This window comes from Candidatus Liberibacter americanus str. Sao Paulo (assembly GCF_000496595.1).
In the GTDB taxonomy this organism is placed as follows: Bacteria; Pseudomonadota; Alphaproteobacteria; order Rhizobiales; family Rhizobiaceae; genus Liberibacter; species Liberibacter americanus.
On record NC_022793.1, the window covers coordinates 221056 to 238124 of the forward strand.

Genomic DNA, 17069 nt, shown 5'->3' on the forward strand with positions numbered 1-17069 from the left:
TGCTTTTTAGAAAGGTGGAAATAGATTATGAATCAAGTAATTGATTTAAAAAGTATCAAAATGAGGATGGATGATGCTATATCTTTTTTGAAAAAGGATATGATGTCTTTGCGCACAGGTAGGGTTTCTGCATCTATGCTTGATCCAGTTAAGGTTGAATCCTATGGATCGCGTGTTCATTTGAATCAGGTTGCTAATGTTAGTGTAGTTGATCCTCGTATGCTTTCCGTGTCTGTTTGGGACAAGTCAATGGTTCAAGCGGTGGAGCGTGCTATTCATGAGTCTAATCTTGGGCTTAACCCTATCGTTGAGGGTCAATTGTTGCGCATCCCCGTTCCTGAAACTACTGAAGAAAGGCGTATTTCTCTAGTGAAGATTGCTCAAAGTTATGCGGAAAAAGGCAAGATTTCAGTTCGAAATATTCGGCGTGATGGCATGGACAATATAAAAAAATTTAAGAAGGATGGAATAATTAGCGAGGACGAAGGAGAGTCTTTGGTAAATGGTATCCAGAAGATAACAGATGATGCGGTCAAATCTATTGATTATTTCTTTGAGGAAAAAAAGAAAGAGATTATGCATTTTTAATTTTCATTTAAACATCGTAATTTGGTTTGGTGCTCATCATTTATGACGTCATTATTAGTTCCTGAGCATGTTGGGATTATTATGGATGGTAATGGCCGCTGGGCTTCTGCTAGGGGATTACCGCGTTATGTTGGCCATCACAAGGGTGTAGAGGTTGTAAGTGAGGTTGTTATTGCTGCTACTGAGCTCAGTATAAAATATCTTACTATTTTTGCTTTTTCATCTGATAATTGGTGTAGGCCTAAATCTGAAATATCAGAGCTTATAAAAATAATCAGAAGATTTGTTGAAAAAGGTTTCGAAGTCTTTAAAAAAAATAATGTACAAGTTCGCATTATAGGAAATCGTAGTGGACTAAATAGTGATATTTTGATGCTGTTGAAAGAGGTTGAGGAAAAGACAAGTTTTAATACGGGCTTAAAGCTATTGATAGCATTTAATTATAGTTCTCGCAATGAAATTGCTCGTGCAATAAAAGGGATTGCTAAAGATATAGAATCTGGACTTGTATGTTCAAGTGATATAGATACATCTTTTATCGATAAATATTTGGATACAGCTAATATTCCGGATCCGGATCTTATAATTCGTACCGGTGGCGAGAGGCGGTTATCTGATTTTTTGCTTTGGCAATCTGCTTATTCTGAATTTGTTTTCATTCCAGATTATTGGCCTGATTTTTCAAAGAAATTGTTTTTTTATGCTGTAGAACAATATTCCCTTCGTGATAGAAGATTTGGTGGATTGTCCAAAAGAGAAATGAGCGTTGTTTAGGTGTATCGAGAATTGATATTAAGGATATTAACAAGTATTTTAGTTGCTTGTATTTTTTTGTCGGCGTTATGGATAGGAGGGATATGGTTTCGTATTTTGGCGATAATTATAGGTTTATCTGTTTATTGTGAATGGGTGAATATTACAAACTATTTTGCTGTCAATTTAGGAGAGAAGATTTTAGAGTTATTATTTTGCTGCCTTATATCATATATGATTATTATGGTTGAAATTAAATCTGCTGTATTTATATTGGTGTTGTATTCTTTAATAAGCGCGTTTATTTCTATCGTGCGGGGTAGAGCTTTTTGGCATTCTTTGGGTGTTATCTATTCCGGATTACCGTCAGTTGCAATGGTATTTCTTCGTGGCGATGATTTTAAAGGTTTTATTGTCATGTTGTTTGTTTTATCTGTTGTATGGACTACTGACGTTTTTGCATATTTTATTGGGAAGCAAATAGGAGGGCCTAAAATGGCTCCGATTATTTCTCCTGGAAAAACTTGGGCAGGATCTATCGGGGGTGCTGTTTGTGCTATTTGTATCGGTTGTGTCGTATTGTATTTTTTTCTCGGATATAAATTACATTCATCAATAGTCCTTGCTGCGCTTATCACTGTATCTAGTCAATTAGGAGATTTGTTTGAATCTTTCGTCAAAAGATACTTTCGTGTGAAACAATCTGGTTGGGTGTTGCCAGGTCATGGTGGAATGATGGACAGATTTGATGGATTAATTTTTGCCTGTTCAACAATGATAATAGTTGCTTTGTTGTCAGTATAAACCTAATTCATAAACAAATTGGTTTAGATAAATGAGTGTTGAATTTTTAGAATATAATTCTTAATTTATTGATTGGATATGGACAGGACAATGATTCCAGTTTTTTTAGAATATTTTTTTCCATATGTTTTAGCGATTTGTTTTATAATTACCGTTCATGAGTTTGGGCATTATATAGCAGCTCGTTTATGTGGCGTAAAGGTAAGGGTTTTCTCTATAGGTTTTGGACCTGAACTTTATGGGATTACATCTTCTTTAGGAACCCGTTGGAAGATTTCTCTTATACCTTTAGGTGGCTATGTTAGTTTTGTTGAAAGCAAAGATGATAATCATTCTTTCAAGAACGTTAATGCATGGAAAAAGATGATGATATCTCTTGCTGGTCCGTTTGCAAATTGGATTACAGCTATTTTGATTTTTATATTTATTGTATATAATAGTCCTATGCCTATGATTGATCCTGTTGTCTCAGATGTTATTTCTGGTAGCCCTGCTGATATTGCCGGCATCAAATCTAAAGATCGTTTATTATCTATTGATGGATTAAAGATTTCAAATATAAGAGATGTTCATTCATATCTAAATACTAATCTTTCTAAAGAAATTAAAATTATTTTGTACCGTTCTAATGTGGGGGAAATTACTGTAAAAATCATACCGCAGACTAAATACATAGTTAATAATTTTGATATTAAAAATTCTGTTTTATCGATAGGAGTGAATTTTGATAGTAGTGTTATTCATTATCAATATAGATCAATTTCGGAATCAATTTTAAAAGGATTAAATTATTCGTTTGATTTAATGCGAAGTAATGTTATCGCATTAAGGGATATTTTGCATGGTAAAGTTAAATCTAGTCAGATTATTGGTCCAATAGCTATTATTAAAATTGCTAAAAATGTTGCTTCTGAAGGATTTAAATCATATATTGATTTTGTAGCTGTTTTATCTTTATCTGTTTGTTTTTTTAATTTATTGCCTATTCCATTGCTTGATGGTTGGAATTGCTGGGTTTTCCTCTTGGAAATGATACGGGGAAAATCTATTGGAAAATTGGCAGAAATGATTATTATGATAATTGGGCTGTTTATAGTGATAACGTCATTTGTATTAATTATTGGAAATGATATTTATAGATTAATTAGTTAGTTTTTAAAAATGAATAATGGTTTTATAGATGTTTTATAGGTTATTTCGTGTTGGATTTTTTGTTTTTATAGGGGCTATTATGTTTGTTCCTTTTGCGTATGGGGCAAATAAACTTATTGTAAATAGTATTAAAATTAAGGGCATGACTTATAGAGACGATAAGCTTATTGTTTCTCGTATTCCCATAATAGCTGGCAAATATTTTTCTGATGAAGACGTTGATGCTTCTATAAAGTATCTTTATTCCACAGGATATTTTTCTGATGTTAAAATAGATGTTGTAGGTTCAGTTCTTGTTATAAATGTAGTAGAAAATAAAATAATAAATCAAGTTGTATTTTCTGGAAATAAAAAAATATCAGATGCTAGTTTAGAGCAGCTTATAGGTATTCATCCATCTTCTTCATATAATAAAGATCTTGTTGATTCTTCTATAAAACTTATTAAGAAATACTATTCTTATGCGGGTTATCCGACTGCTTCAGTAGATATCCAAGTATATAATATATCTCCTGGAACTATAAATATATGTTACGTAATTACAGAAGGTATTAGAACAAAAATAAGCAATATTAGTTTTTCTGGCAACAAGAGTTATTCTAGCAATAGGTTAGGTAGAGTAATATCTTTGAAAACTTCGGGTTATTTTCCATTTTTAGCTATGGGAGCAGATATTTACAGTAAGGAAAGACTGAGTTACGATGAACAGTTGATCCGTAATTTTTATTATAATAGGGGATATGCTGGAGTTAAAGTTAGTTCAAAAGCTGTTTTTAATAACAATAGATATGATTTGACTTTTAATATTGATGAAGGTTCAGTTTATAGAATTAGTAAAGTTATTGTTAGATCTGATTTGCAGTCTGTACCACATGATAAATTGCTTTCATTAATTAATAATGAATCTGGTGATTTATATAGCGCTCAAGTAATTGAAGAGAATGTTCTAAAGATTACAAATTATTTGTATTCCATTGGAAATCCATTCGCTTATGTTACTCATCGTGTTAATCGTGATTTTATAAATAATACTGTTAATGTTGAATATATTGTTGATCAGGGGCCTCCTCTCTATGTTGATAGAATAGATATTAGGGGTAATGTTTCAATATATGATTATGTGATTCGTCGAGAGCTTGGTTTTAGTGAGGGCGATCCAATAAATCAAGCTATGATTGAACGTTCTAGGCGTCGTATAATGGCAACGGGTCATTTTTCTGATGTTTTAATTGATCAATTATCATCAGGCATTCCTGATCATGTTTTGCTGACTATTAGAGTAAAACAATCTAGTGATGCTGTTATAAAGATTGGCGCTAGTTGTGGAGATTCGCTTGAATGTTCATTTGATAGCGGATTTAGTGATGGTAATTTTTTAGGTAGAGGATATGATTTAGGTTTAAATTTTAGTTTTAGTGGCAATAATTTTAGAGATTACAATTTAAATTTCGTTAATCCATATTTTTTTAATACCCCGATTGCATCCGGATTTAATTTAATGAAATCGTACTCTACAGATAAATTTTTCAAAAAAGATATTTCTGGACTTCGCTTGCATGCCAGATTCCCTGTATTAGAGAATATATCAACAACCTCTAAATTTGGTTATGATGTTTTAAAGTATGGTAATGCTGATAATAATAACTCTTCTGATTTTAATCGAGAATTGGTATCTCATGGTAAGTTTAATAGTTTATTTGTTTCACAATCTGTTGAATATAGCACGTTAGATAATATTAACATGCCACGAAATGGTTTATCGCTATCTTCTGATTATGAATATGCGGGATTTAGAGGAGATTCTAATTATCATAAATTAACTCAGATGGCACATTATTTTAAACTCTTATCAGATAATTATGACATTATTGGTTCTATGAGATTCAGGATGGGTCATATTTTCCCTAGGAATGAGAACCTGCAATTTTTTGATCAATTTATGATTGGTCCAGGTAATTTGAGAGGATTTGCTCGATCTGGAATAGGTCCACGTTTAAAGAAGGATGGCCTTGCTATTGGTGGAAGAACTTATGTATCAGCAAGTGCAGAAGTTGATTTTCCTATGGCATTTGCTTCGGATGATTCAGGATTGCGTGGTACTTTTTTTGTAGATACCGCTACACTTCATAACAACGCTTTTCGTTTGAATAACAATAGTGATATAGATGGTAATGATCCTTACTTTCGTGTTGCTGCTGGTGTATCAATTGTTATGCATGTTCCAATCTTTGGAAAAATGAGCATTTATTATGGAATTCCTATACTTAAACAATCGTATGATGTTGTTATGCCTTTTGGTTTTACGATCGGAAATAGTATTTAGTAGGTAGATATATAATTTATTAATATAAAAAGGTTGTCTTATTTGGGAAAATCATATTCTTCTTCGAATGAGGGATTTCCTCTTATAAAATTGGCTGATATTATAGGGGCTATTCTTTCAGATAATAGTTATGGCGAGAGGATGATTTTTTCTATAGCTCCTCTTATTTTTGCTTCTGAAGGTGATATTTCTTATATCTTATCGCGTAAGTTTATTAATAATGTTGATATATGCCAGGCATCTGCTATTTTATGTAATTTAGATATATTGCCTTTTATTCCCAAGAGTATTCCTTGTCTATTGTCTGATAAACCACATATTTCTCTTGCTATATTAGGGTCAATTTTATATCCGCAGGATATCAGGATAAGGCCAATTACTAGATTTATAGAAGGTATTTCTTCTAAAGCTTCCATATCAAAAAATGTAAAATTTGAAGATAATGTTATTATTGATTCAATGGCTGTTATTAGTTCTGGCGTTGAAATTGGTAGTCATACATATATAGGTCCAGGATCTTTTATCGGTTTGGGTGTTAAAATTGGACGTTACTGCAATATCGGGGCTGGTGTAACCGTTGTTTCGGCTTTTATTGGTAACAATGTTGTTGTTAATCCAGGGGTTAAGATAGGCAGTAATGATTTTGTATGTATTATGGATAATGTGTTGTCAGTCGATGATACTGTTGACCTTGGTCGTGTAGTTATTCAAGATAATGTTGAGATAGGTGTTAATACTATTATTCATCGTGGTAAGATTGATAATACTATAATCGGAGAGAATAGTAAAATTGGCAATCAAGTGCAAATAAGACGCAACGTTTACATAGGTATTGGATGTATTATTGCCAATAAGGTTGGCATTGGTATATCTGCTTTTATAGGAGATAATGTATTCATAGAAAGTCAATGTGCTATTGCGGATTATATAAATATAGAGGACAATGTGAGAATTACTATTAAAGATCTTTCTATGGAATGAATATCCATATTATCGTGCTAATTTAATTTAAAATATACAAAAGATAAGGTATGAAAATGGAAAGTGATGTATCTTGCTTATATGGAAAAGATATTGTTGAGTTAATGAAATTTTTGCCACATAGGTATCCTTTTTTGCTTGTTGATAAAATAATTGATATTAATGGTGATAATTCTGCTATAGGTATTAAGAATGTTACGTTCAATGAGCCTCATTTTATGGGTCATTTTCCTGGAATGCCAGTAATGCCTGGTGTTCTTATAATTGAAGGTATGGCTCAAACTGCAGGTGCTATTTGTGCGATTAAAAATGGTTTTGATAATAAGAAGGCGGCTTATCTTATGACAGTTGACAAGGCTCGTTTCCGTAAACCAGTCATTCCAGGAGATCGTTTGGAATTTCATGTTTGCAAATTACGTAGTCGTCTTACTGCTTGGAAATTTATGTGTCATGCAAAAGTTAATGGCACTGTTGTATCTGAAGCAGAGATAGGAGCTATTGTTGCGCGTGATAAGGACTAGATTAGTTATTATGCTTCCCATGTATTTATGATAGCAGTAACTTATATTTTTTAAATATATTATTATATAAAAAAATACTAGTGATATTATATCTATAGTTTTTATATTTAAATATAATTAAAGGATAACTTATTGATTATTACAACCTATTATTGGTTATATCTCGAGGATAAGATTATTGTTAGTTCAATAGTTTTTTGTCATTATATAAATATTAAATATTGCTGTATTATATAAATGTGTTTTTCATTTCTCCTTTTATATATCAACGGGGATTTTTAATATTGATTTATAATTTGATTATTGCTAGGAAAGCTGCCTTTGTATTTATTGTTTGGTTAATGTAATAATCTTAGTATATTGTGGCGAATATCCTATATTTTATAGTGCTATGGATTTTATAATCTAAATGTTAAAATTACCGCAAATATCGCATAATTTATTTGCTTTTATATTAGCATTATGTTGGGTGATGACATCTGATCCTATCTTATCTAATGATAAACATATATCTAAATTTCATTCGGTGCCTCGTTTTGTCACCATTAAATCTAATCGCACTAATGTTCGTTTTGGTCCTGGAACAGGTTATGCTGTATCTCGTATATATTTACAAAAAGGCTTTCCTGTTGAAATTATTCAAGAATATGAAGATTGGAGGAAGATACGTGATTTGTATGGGAATTATGGTTGGATTAAAAAGGTATTATTATCTATGAAGCGATCAGCCATTATTTCACCTTGGACGCGTAAATCAAGAGATATAACCTATATCAATCTATATAATAAACCTGATATCGAATCTATAATAGTTGCCAAAATTGAACCAGGAGCATTATTAAAAATACGCGAGTGCTCTGGAATTTGGTGTTTTATCGAAAATTCTGAGGTAAGAGGATGGATTAAACAAAGTAAAATTTGGGGTGTATACCCTAATGAAATATTCAAATAAACAGTTTTTATATCATTCATATAGAGTTAGTTTGATGCTTAAATATAATCTGTTATTACTAGGAACTTCCTCTTATATAGAAGATTATAGATAAGATGCTTTGTTATTAGCAATGTATATAAATGTTGCAGATTTATTTATAGAAGAAAAAATTGATTTGTCAGTGCCGGTTATAAAAGTTTGACTTCCTATATCTGTGATGATTTGAAATAATGAATTACGTCTTTTCTCATCAAGATGCGCTGCAATTTCGTCTAATAATAAAATAGGCGCAAATCCTGTTGTATTGTATATTAGTATCGCGTGCGATAAAAAAATTCCAATCAAAACTATTTTTTGTTCTCCTGTTGAAGCTTGATCTATTTTTGCGTGTTTATCGCAATAATTAGCTATCAGATCACTTCGATGAGGCCCAATTAAAGTGCGTCCTGCAATAGCATCAATTTTGCGGTTTCTTAAAAGAATATTGGCATATTCTTGTTCTAATTCAAGGTAATACTTATCGAATTTATTATCTAAAAAACCAGATAAATTGAGTTCAATATGAGGAAAATGTTCTTTTTCTATATATTCTGTCATGGTTGAAGAAAGTTTTTTAATCATTTTTATACGTGATATAGTTATATCAATACCTAGTTTAGCCATTTGTATTTCAATGCTATTACACCAAGATGTATCAAAATATTCCTCAGATATTAAACGGTTTCTACTACGCATTAAGCGATCAAAATCAATCATGCGACGTCTATGTTTAGGATCAAAGGAAAGAACCATTCTGTCTAGTAGACTACGCCTTTCTACAGAAGGTCCGCTAAAAATTCGATCCATGGCGGGGATAATCCAACTTACTCGCAGATGATTATTTAGTTCGTCTATAGTTCGTACATTAAGATCATTAATTTTTAAACGTCTCACGTTTTTATCATCTTTTGATTCTAATTTAATTAATATATCTGCCGATCCCTCCATTCCTTCTATGTTTGCACATGCAGAAAAAAGCATAGGAGAGCCTATACGTGTTACATCGGAATATGACGTACGTCGCAATCCCCGTCCTGGCGATAGGAAAGATATAGCTTCTAAAATATTAGTTTTTCCTGATCCATTATTTCCAATAAATATATTTTGTTGTGAATTGAATTCTAGATGCAACGAATCATAATTACGAAATTCGTCAAGATTTAAACTTTTAATTTTAACTTTATTAACCATGTATATATCGCACACAAATCGTTTTTTCTCATTATAAAACATTTCTATCAAAATAAAAAATGAACAAAATTTATAATTAATTTCCTTTAATAAGTATTTTTTAATTTAAATCTTTAAGGTAATTGGCAATAAATAAATTATTGTTTTTATAGTTCATGAATATTTTTCATATCACATATGAGTAAGAACCATATCTAAGAAATACGATAATATATTTTATTAATATAGTTAAATAAGTCTAATAATTTGATTTAGTTATGTTTTTGTTAATATTTTAGTTCGATTGAATATTTTGTTTATTTAAATATTAAGTGACTATATGATATGTTATATTGGTAATAGTATTCAGTAAAGTATATCCATATAACTAATTAGGAGATCATACTCGTAATCCAATCTTCTTATTAGATTGTTGTAAATATATAATAATTAGCTTTAACTGAGATTTTAATTAAATAATTTGCGATATTTGCTTGTATTTTATATAAAGATTTCCGATAATCTTTGCTTAGAGGCTGGAGGACGGACGCTATTCTTGTAAATCGGGTCAGATCTGGAAAGAAGCAGCCCTAGCATTGTGATGACGGGTCGTTTTTTCAGCCTCTCTTTTTTAATTTTTAGGAAATATTTCCTTTGGCAAAATTGGTGGATAATTATCATATTTTAGCACGAAAGTATCGCCCCCATAGTTTTGATGATATGATGGTTGGGCAGGATGCCATGATCAAAACACTGACTAATGCTTTTAAATCAGGACGTATAGCACAGGCTTATATGTTATCTGGAATAAGGGGTGTTGGGAAGACCACGACTGCTCGTATTATTGCAAGATCTTTGAATTATAAAACAGATAGTATAGATTTTCCTACGGTAGAATTTAAGGGTTTAGGATACCATTGCCAATCTATATTGCAGGGTAATCATATAGATGTGATTGAATTGGACGCTGCATCCCATACAGGCATTGATGATATTCGTGAAATTATTGAACAAATGTGCTATAAGCCAATATCTGCACGCTACAAGGTCTATATTATAGATGAGGTGCATATGTTGTCTACATCTGCTTTTAATGCTCTATTGAAGACATTGGAAGAGCCTCCTCCTAATGTTAAGTTTATATTCGCTACTACAGAGATTCGGAAAGTGCCGATAACTGTATTATCACGCTGTCAGCGTTTTGATTTAGATCGAATATCTATTGAAAATCTTATTGGTTTATTTAAAAAAGTTATGAAAAAGGAATCTATAGGATATGATAATGAAGCGATTGCAATGATAGCAAGGGCTTCTGATGGATCGGTTCGTGATGGATTATCTTTACTAGATCAGGCTATTGCCAGAGGTGATGGTCGAGTTGAGGTAGCATCTGTTAAATTGATGCTCTCTATTGCTGATAAAAATCAGATAATTGACTTATTTGGATATTTGATCAAGGGTAACATTGTTGGTGCCTTGCATGTATTCTCTGCCCAATATGATTCAGGCATTAATCCTTCGGTTGTTCTACATGATCTCGCTGATTTTACGCATTTGGTTACAAGGATTAAATATTTGCCAGAGATGGTCAATAGTTCATTATATAGTGAAACTGAGAATTTGAGGGCGTCTGAATATGCGAAAGATATTTCTATAACTTTTCTTTCGCGTTTTTGGCAAATGATTTTAAAAGGTATTTCTGAAATAGATAGTTTTCCTCGTACTGCAGAAGCGGTTGAAATGGTTTTGATACGTTTAGCACATGCATCTCAATTGCCTTCTCCAGAAAGTATTGCACGCTATATATTAAAAGATAAACAACAAAAAACTCGTAATTATATTGATTCATCGACTGATTTATTGCCTAAGTCAACCAGTGAGTATGATAGTTCGCAAGACAATTTTGAATCTAAAGGTTTATCTTACTCTAAAAGCAATGAAACTATTCTTAAAAAAAAAAATCTAATATAGCTTTAAATCCTAGTATTTCAGATAATAATAATCAGGAATTAATCGTTCTATGTGAGGATAATCGTGATGATGAAATGAAAGATTTATTGCAGAATTTTATTATTGTTACTTCCTTTAAAAAAGGAGAGATAGAGGTTTCTTTTCGTAATGATTCTCCTGATAATTTGCTAAATAGACTCGCTGCAAAGCTTAAAGAGTGGACGGGATATGATTGGCAAATAAAATCTGATAAAGGATTTGATTTAGATCACTTCTTTTCAGAACCTGATATTCAGGTTATTCGTGCTGTTTTCCCTGAAGCGAAGGTTTCTTGTATTCGTACTACAAGTGAGTCATAAAAGTGTGCTTTTGTAAATAGTTAGAGATTCGTATTAATATATGCTAATTTAAGAAGGATATTCTATGAATAATATAATGAAAATGATGGGGCAGGTTAAAAAAATTCAAGGTAAAATGGAAGAAATACAGGAATCTATAAAAGAAATTGAAGTAGAGGGAATTTCTGGTGGAGGGCTTGTTACTGTGCGTTTAAATGGAAATAATGCACTGATAGGCTTAAAAATAGACGATTCTTTATTATGTAAAGATAATGCCGAAATATTAGAGGATTTAATTATCGCTGCACATAGTGAGGCTCGTAGTAAATTAGAAAGTATAGTTGAGAATAAAAAAATGGAGGCAGCAGCAGCAGCAGGATTGCAGCTTCCTTCTGGATTTAAATTGCCTTTTTAGATGGGGAGAAAATACCTATTCTATATTTTAAATGAAGTACGTCATAATTTCTGTATGATTATATCCCTTTCTTTAAATGGATTGTTGAGATGAAAAAACAAATAACAGGGATAGAAATTGAAAACTTTATTAAGATGTTAGCACGTATTCCAGGATTTGGTCCTCGTTCTGCTAGAAGAGCTGTCTTGCATCTTATGAAGAAAAAAGATCAGCTTCTAGGGCCATTGGCTGAGGCTATAAATACAATATATAATAAGGTTATAATGTGTTCTCGTTGTGGTAATATTGACACTGTAGATCCTTGTATTGTGTGTTTGGATGATAAACGTGATAATTCGGTAATAGTGGTAATAGAAGATGTTTCTGACTTGTGGGCATTAGAGAGAGCAGGAGCGGTTAGTGCTCTTTATCATGTTCTTGGGGGTACTCTTTCTCCTCTTGACAAGGTTGGTCCTGAAGATTTGAGGATTCAGTCCTTAATAGATAGAGTAAAGTCAAATCAGGTTAAAGAATTAATCCTAGCTATTAGTGCTACAATTGAGGGGCAAACTACGGCTCATTATATTGTTGATCAACTTAAGAATGTAAATATTAAGATTACTCGTCTAGCATATGGTATTCCTATGGGTAGTGAATTAGATTATCTTGATGAAGGAACTCTGTTTGAAGCTATTCGTTCTAGAGCCGTTATGTAAATAGTATAAAATATATAGTAATAATGGCTATTGGTTTTTAATATGATTATCTTTTTTATGCTGAATATAATATAAGTATATAATATAGTATTATATGTTTTATCAAAATTTTTTACTTTTTTATATATGTTAAATCGATAGTAATAATTATTTGTGATTCATGATATTTGATTTTTGTTTTATTATAAAAATCATTATTAAAATAAACTATATGAAACTAATATCTGTTCTGTTAAAACTAATATTTATGTTAAGTAATAGCTATTGTTTAAAAAAACTTTCCTGGGTTCATTATGCCGGCAGGATCAAATATTTTCTTGATATTTTGCATTATCTTGAGTTCTGTAGGCTTTAATATTCTTTTTAATCTTTTTTTATGTAACTGACCAATGCCGTGTTCAGCGGCTATTGATCCTCCATATGATAGAACTGTGCTGTATACTATATCATTAATTTCATCCCAGTGACGAGATAAGAATTTATCTTGATCCTCATCGGCTGGAGGAAATACATTGAAGTGAATATTGCCATCTCCCATATGTCCGAAAAGGCCTATTCGTGTTTTAGGAAAATTATATAATACGCGATTTGTTGTTTCAGCTAAAAAAGATGGGATCTCTTTTATAGGAACTGAAATATCATGCTTAATAGATCTTCCTTCTTTTTTTTGTGCAGACGGTATGCTATTTCGTAAATGCCAGATTGCGTTTTTTTCTATTGATGATGAGGATAAAATCCATTCATTTATTATGCCATTTTTAAATCCTTTTGATAATATGGTATTAGCTGTATTATTGGCTATTTCTATCGTATCTGTATTTGATAATTCTAGTAGTATATACCAAGGATATCGGCTTTTTAAGGGAAAGAAATGGTTTGGTATATGCTTTATTACTAATTCTAGTATTGATTTAGAAATTAATTCAAAAGCTGTAAGCATATTATGTGCAATATTTTTTGATAGTTGGAATAATTCTAGGGCTTGTTCAATGGATTCTACTGCTATAAAAGCGACTTTTTTTATATTTGGATAAGGGAATAATTTGAGAGTAGCTCCAGTAATAATACCAAGTGTGCCTTCTGATCCTATAAATAGATTTTTTATATCATAACAACTATTATCTTTAATAAGTTTAGTCATGCCATTCCAAATTTCACCATTTGGTAAAACAGCTTCTATTCCTAAACAAAGTTGTCGCATATTACCGTAAAATAATACAGAGCTTCCTCCTGCATTCGTGGCAATGTTTCCTCCGATTTGGCATGATTTTTCCGATGGGAGTGATAATGGAAAAAATCTATTGTGATTTTTAGCTAAATTTTTTGTTTCAAGTAGGCTAATTCCAGCATCAACAGAAATAGTATTTCCTATCAAATCAATATCCCTTATACTATTTATACGTTCAAGGGATAATACAATATCATTTTCATCTTCACGTGGGATTTGGCCGCCAACTAACCCCGTATTTCCCCCTTGTGGCGTTATCGCTGTTTTTGTTGCTGTTGCCAATTTTAGAATTTTTGATACTTCGTTCACACAAGATGGGAGCAAAACCAAAGGTGATTTTCCATGGTAAATATTTCTTTCTTCTTTTAGATATGGTGAAATACTCTTTTGCTCATCTAAAGCTCCTTTTTCCCCAACAATTTCTATAAATTTTATTTTAGTATCATTCGATAATATATTCATATTTCTGTTCCAGAGCGTGGTGCAGCTGCTCTTTCGATCCTATTATTAATTGCTATCCCCAGTCCATGATTTGGTATTTTGGAAAATGCGATAGAATTAGTTCCGCTATCATCAGCTATTTTCATGTAATTAAATAGATTAAATGCTGCTTCTTTTAGATTTCCAGATGGGCTTAAGTCAAGGGTAATAATTGTATTCTCTATATTTTTAATAGGCGTATTTGCAAATCGAATCAAAGCTTCACCAGAATTTACACTGGTGACCTGCAATCTTACTTTAGCTCTTGGTGCATAATGTGATTCTAACATGCCTGGTGCCTGAGGGACTAGTGTTTTTTCAATATATTGATTTAATTCTTTTCTAGAAACTCTTTTAATTTCTTCTATTTCTAGCCCTCCTGGGCGTAAGACATAGATTTTTTGATCATCTTTAACCTCTATAATGGTTGATTCTAATCCGATTTCAGAATCTCCTCCGTCAATTATAAGAGGAATTTTTTTACTAATAGAGTTTGATAAAATGCTTTTTGCACTAGTTAAACTTATTTGGCCAGATAGATTAGCAGAAGGTATGGCTAAAGGATGCCCATATGCTTTAATTAGATTTCTGGTGAATCCGCAGGGGATTCTAAAACAAGCAGTTTTTAGATTGGAAGTAGTTAATGGATTAATATCACAGTTACTTATAAGCTTAAGTAATAGTGTCAAAGGTCCTGGCCAAAAATATTGTGATAAATATAATGAAATTGAATCCATATGCGCGTACTTTTTTGCCATCTCGATGCTGCTTACATGACATATAAGAGGATTTATAGGGGGGCGTTTTTTAATTTCATAAAGACGACTAATAGCTATAGGGTTCCTTGCGTCCACTGCTAGTCCGTATACTGTCTCAGTTGGCACTGCTATGGGTAATCCAGCAACTAGAAATTCACAGGCTTTTTGTATGGCATTAGGATCTTTAATAGACATAATATGTGTCATAATAACCTTTTTATAATTTTTTTCTGTGTTATTTCTATATCATAAGAAATAATATTTTTTTTATAAATGATTTTTCTTGTTTTCTTGTGATGAAATATTATGTTGGTCTTTTAAATAACAATTTTTTTTATATTTAACTAGTGTCTATATATGGATAGCATATAATAATTTTTTATGTGCATTATATATAAATGATTAATTTAGTATTAGAGGCTGTTTTATGTTATTGCGGATTTTGTTTATTTTATCGTGATTTATGCATCCTTTGATATGCCCATTTATAAGGCCTGAAGCTTCCATAAAAGATTTAATTATAGTCGGTCCTATAAATGTAAAGCCTCTTTTTTTTAGGTTTTCTGTCAATTGTATTGAGGCTGTTGTAGTTGATTCTTTTTTATGCTCTTTTGTTTCTTCATATTTCCATATATAACAAGATAGAGAACCTAATTCTTCTTTTATTTTTATTGTTTTTCGAGCATTGTTAATAATAGATAGAATTTTTCGACGATTATGTATTGCCTTGGGAATATGTAAAATTCTTGATATGTCTTTTTCTGTGAATGAAGCGATTCTCTCTATTTGAAATTCGCAAAATATTTCTCTTAATAATTGACGTTTCCTTAAGATAGTTAACCAAGATATTCCTGCTTGAAAAATTTCAAGGCAAATATTTTCGAATAGCTTATCGTCGTTAAAAACAGGGAAACCCCATTCTTGATCGTGATATAAAAGATAATCCTCTATGTTCGACTGCCAATGACAACGTAATTTATTATCTTCCCCTCTTAGTAGTTTCAGAGGTTTGTTAATTTCTTGAAGTTTATTTATATTGTATCCTTTAATCATAAAAATATGTAAAATGTTTATCCCTAATGGGATTGTTAATATAAAAATATTTTTCTTGTCTTCATTGTTTATGTTTACATCAAGATTATTTACTGGTGATATATATATAATTGACACATTTTTGATTTCATTACAGCAGCGAAGATATTTTTATATTTGTGTCATTACAATTTTTTTCTAAGTTTATTGAATTTAATTTATAAGTACCATCCCTTTATTTATTCTATCTAATTTAATATTTAAATATTTCATTGCCTAACTAAGTATGATAATTGCAATTTAAATCACATAATTACTTATACCACTACCGATTTGTAGATTTCCTTTTTATCAAAGTAATTTTCAAATCAATATCATATTCTATACATTGTATGATTATTTGGAATCATTGCTAATAAATTCTAATGAACATTATATTACAGCTTTAGATTAATCTAACTATTTATTTCATTGTATAAATATATAATATACTGTTTTAAATTGCATTAATATAATTATTATTCCTATAGAATCATCTATCTTATCTTTATGTTAATCATTACAAAAATTGGCTAGAAAGAAAATATTAGGGATACTATTTATAAAATGGTTAAACTTACTAATAAAGGATGATTTATATTTAAATTATTATCATGATCCTATAGATATTTTAAAAATAGGTTACGGGAGCATACTGGTCTAGATTTTTATGGCAATATTATTATTATGTTTCAGTAAGAAGATGTAAAGAAGCTTCAAATAGTTAGAGGATCCTTTGCAACTTTTCCTACTTTTGAATTATTCGGTGATAATATAATATCGGTTGTTGGAGTTTTTTTTAATCTTGGCATTGATAATTATGTTTCTAGCAGTTTTATGAGTTGTGTTGCTTAACCTGATTGAGTAAT

General features: G+C 31.1%; 16 protein-coding genes and 1 other RNA gene. 13 read left to right on the forward strand and 4 right to left on the reverse strand.

Going from position 1 to position 17069, the window contains the following annotated elements; all coding sequences use genetic code 11:
- Positions 1–27 precede the first annotated feature (27 nt).
- The 8 genes from frr to LAM_RS00945 all read left to right on the forward strand — a co-directional run bounded on the left by frr (position 28) and on the right by LAM_RS00945 (position 8074).
- A complete protein-coding gene (gene frr / locus LAM_RS00910) occupies positions 28–588 on the forward strand; it encodes a ribosome recycling factor (RefSeq protein WP_007556734.1) in 561 nt (186 codons plus the stop codon).
- Between the two features lie 42 nt (positions 589–630).
- Positions 631–1362, forward strand: coding sequence for a polyprenyl diphosphate synthase (gene uppS / locus LAM_RS00915; protein WP_007556733.1), 732 nt, complete (start codon positions 631–633; stop codon positions 1360–1362).
- A 12-nt stretch (positions 1363–1374) separates the two neighbouring features.
- Complete coding sequence (locus LAM_RS00920) at positions 1375–2145, forward strand: phosphatidate cytidylyltransferase (protein ID WP_240532022.1); 771 nt, start codon at positions 1375–1377, stop codon at positions 2143–2145.
- Between the two features lie 90 nt (positions 2146–2235).
- Positions 2236–3297, forward strand: a complete 1062-nt coding sequence (locus LAM_RS00925; RefSeq protein WP_007556731.1) for a M50 family metallopeptidase — start codon at positions 2236–2238, stop codon at positions 3295–3297.
- Positions 3298–3325: 28 nt separating this feature from the next.
- Complete coding sequence (bamA, locus tag LAM_RS00930; RefSeq protein WP_007556730.1) at positions 3326–5620, forward strand: outer membrane protein assembly factor BamA; 2295 nt, start codon at positions 3326–3328, stop codon at positions 5618–5620.
- Positions 5621–5662: 42 nt separating this feature from the next.
- Positions 5663–6601, forward strand: a complete 939-nt coding sequence (locus tag LAM_RS00935) for a UDP-3-O-(3-hydroxymyristoyl)glucosamine N-acyltransferase (RefSeq protein WP_007556729.1) — start codon at positions 5663–5665, stop codon at positions 6599–6601.
- 56 nt (positions 6602–6657) lie between these two features.
- Entirely contained in the window at positions 6658–7122 is a 465-nt protein-coding gene (fabZ, locus tag LAM_RS00940; protein WP_007556728.1) for a 3-hydroxyacyl-ACP dehydratase FabZ, read from the forward strand.
- 409 nt (positions 7123–7531) lie between these two features.
- Positions 7532–8074: an SH3 domain-containing protein gene (locus tag LAM_RS00945; RefSeq protein WP_007556727.1), complete on the forward strand. Its 543-nt coding sequence runs from the start codon at positions 7532–7534 to the stop codon at positions 8072–8074.
- An 84-nt stretch (positions 8075–8158) separates the two neighbouring features.
- Here LAM_RS00945 and recF read toward each other — a convergent pair whose 3' ends face one another.
- Positions 8159–9286, reverse strand: a complete 1128-nt coding sequence (gene recF / locus LAM_RS00950; RefSeq protein ID WP_007556726.1) for a DNA replication/repair protein RecF — start codon at positions 9284–9286, stop codon at positions 8159–8161.
- A 510-nt stretch (positions 9287–9796) separates the two neighbouring features.
- Between recF and ffs the strand changes: the two genes are divergently transcribed.
- From ffs to recR, 5 genes are all read left to right on the forward strand, one after another.
- Positions 9797–9894, forward strand: an RNA gene (gene ffs / locus LAM_RS05205) — signal recognition particle sRNA small type.
- Positions 9895–9910: 16 nt separating this feature from the next.
- Complete coding sequence (locus LAM_RS00955) at positions 9911–11236, forward strand: DNA polymerase III subunit gamma/tau (RefSeq protein ID WP_144079394.1); 1326 nt, start codon at positions 9911–9913, stop codon at positions 11234–11236.
- A gap of 74 nt (positions 11237–11310) precedes the next feature.
- Complete coding sequence (locus LAM_RS00960; protein WP_007556724.1) at positions 11311–11574, forward strand: hypothetical protein; 264 nt, start codon at positions 11311–11313, stop codon at positions 11572–11574.
- 64 nt (positions 11575–11638) lie between these two features.
- Positions 11639–11968: a YbaB/EbfC family nucleoid-associated protein gene (locus tag LAM_RS00965; protein ID WP_007556722.1), complete on the forward strand. Its 330-nt coding sequence runs from the start codon at positions 11639–11641 to the stop codon at positions 11966–11968.
- 89 nt (positions 11969–12057) lie between these two features.
- Entirely contained in the window at positions 12058–12663 is a 606-nt protein-coding gene (gene recR / locus LAM_RS00970; RefSeq protein WP_007556721.1) for a recombination mediator RecR, read from the forward strand.
- A 268-nt stretch (positions 12664–12931) separates the two neighbouring features.
- Here the strand turns inward: recR and LAM_RS00975 are convergent, their stop codons facing one another.
- The 3 genes from LAM_RS00975 to LAM_RS00985 form a co-directional block, all read right to left on the reverse strand.
- Positions 12932–14353 carry an FAD-binding oxidoreductase gene (locus LAM_RS00975; protein ID WP_007556720.1) on the reverse strand — a complete coding sequence of 474 codons (1422 nt, stop codon included), beginning with the start codon at positions 14351–14353 and terminating at the stop codon, positions 12932–12934.
- The gene (locus LAM_RS00980) at positions 14350–15336 is read right to left on the reverse strand and encodes an L-threonylcarbamoyladenylate synthase (RefSeq protein WP_007556719.1); all 987 of its coding nucleotides are present in this window, start codon (positions 15334–15336) and stop codon (positions 14350–14352) included. Before LAM_RS00980 ends, LAM_RS00975 begins: the two co-directional genes overlap by 4 nt.
- A 195-nt stretch (positions 15337–15531) precedes the next feature.
- Positions 15532–16299 carry a DNA-3-methyladenine glycosylase I gene (locus LAM_RS00985; protein WP_007556718.1) on the reverse strand — a complete coding sequence of 256 codons (768 nt, stop codon included), beginning with the start codon at positions 16297–16299 and terminating at the stop codon, positions 15532–15534.
- Between the last annotated feature and the right edge of the window lie 770 nt (positions 16300–17069).